At 67.1% G+C, this 1,630-nt stretch carries 1 pseudogene; it reads right to left on the bottom strand.

Annotated features, from left to right (window positions below):
- Positions 1-1,630, bottom strand: a pseudogene (locus EN745_RS34545) (kinesin); the annotation flags it as partial.

Raw genomic sequence — 1,630 nt, forward strand, 5'->3', positions numbered from 1 at the left:
GTGTAGGCGAGACGATTCTCGACGCCGGAGACCTGCTCTTCGATCCGGGCCGCGGCTGCCGCTGCATTGGACGCCAGTCGCTCGTCGGCACCGGCCAGCGCCTGCTCGATCTCGCGGGCATGGACGGCCAATTCCTGGCCGGTCTGGCGCGCGCGGTCGGCGACCCGCTGCTCGGTGCTGGCGAAAGCCCCGACGATGGTCTCGGCGTGGCCGCCGATGGTGGTGGTGCTGTCGGCGATGCGGGCGACCAGACGCTGATCCGCATCGTCGAAGATGCGGGCGATCTCCGATGCACGCGATGACAAGGCTTCCGAACCTTCGGCGATGCGCGAGATCAGATGCTGGTCGGCGGCATCGAAGATGCGGCCGAGATCCGAGGCGCGTGCGGCAAGCGCTTCGGCCGACTCGCCGATGCGCATGCTCAGCCGTTCGTCGGCGCCCTCGAAATTGCGCAGGATGTCGCCGGCGCGGGCTGCCAGCGACTGCGCCGTTTCAACCGCACGTGCAACCAGCTTCTGGTCCGCCGCGTCGAAGGTGCCGGCGATCTCACTGGCGCGTGCGGCCAGCTGATCGGCGGTCTCCTGGGCACGGGCGAGCATCGAACTCGATATGTCGTCGTGGCGGGCAAGCAGCGCGCTGGTGGTGTCCTCTGCACGCGCATGCAGGCGGCGATCGGCGTCCTCGAAGGCGCGCGCGATGTCATCGGCCCTGGCGAGCAGGGCCGACGAGGTCTGTTCTGCGCGTTCGGCGATCTTGCGGTCGGCATCGCTGAAGGCCTGCCCCGCCTGTTCGTGCAGGACGCTGGTGACCTCCATGACCTTCTCGCGCAGGGCGCCGGCGACGAAGACCGCGCTCTTCTCCAGCACGTTGCGAACATTGTCGACGCCGGTCGACAGCGCACGTTCCATGGTTCCGGCGCGTTCCTCGATGATGCCGGTCTGCCGGTTGAAGGCCTGTTCGATCTTCTCGACATCGGCGGCGATCGATGCCGAGATGTCGCCGCTCCTGGCTGCGATCTGGTCGATATGGCCGGACAGCGAACGGTCGACGTCCTTGCGCGTGTCGACGAGCTTCGCCAGATCGTCTTCCAGCGCACGGGACAGCATGTCTCGGCCTTCGGCCAGCTTGCCAACATGACCGGCGATGATGTCGTCGATCTCGCTGCGGCCCGCGGCGAGCTTCTGCAGGTCCGCCTCCAGGGCGCGTTTGAGGATATCGCGACCCTCGGCAAGCTTCTCGACCTGGCCAGCGACCAGCCCGTCGATGCTGGAGCGGCTCTCGGCCAGCTTGGCGAGATCGTCCTCGAGCGCCTTGGAAAGCGCCGATCGATCCTGGGCAAGCCTGTCGCTGTGGCCCTGGAGAAGGCCGTTGACGTTCTCCAGATCGGCTTCCAGCACGCGTGCGAATTCCGCGCGGTTGTCGGTGAGTTTCTGCGACTGGTCGGCAATCGCGCTGCGGATCGTGTTGAGATCGGCTTCCAGGGCGCGCTTGAGGATATCGCGGCCCTCGGCAAGCTTCTCGACTTGGCCGGCGACCAGCCCGTCAATGCTGGAGCGGCTCTCGGCCAGCTTGGCGAGGTCGTCCTCAAGCGCCTTGGCCAGCGTCGAACGGTCCTGGACCAGCCGGTTCT

This window comes from Mesorhizobium sp. M4A.F.Ca.ET.022.05.2.1, from assembly GCF_003998845.1.
Classification (GTDB): domain Bacteria; phylum Pseudomonadota; class Alphaproteobacteria; order Rhizobiales; family Rhizobiaceae; genus Mesorhizobium.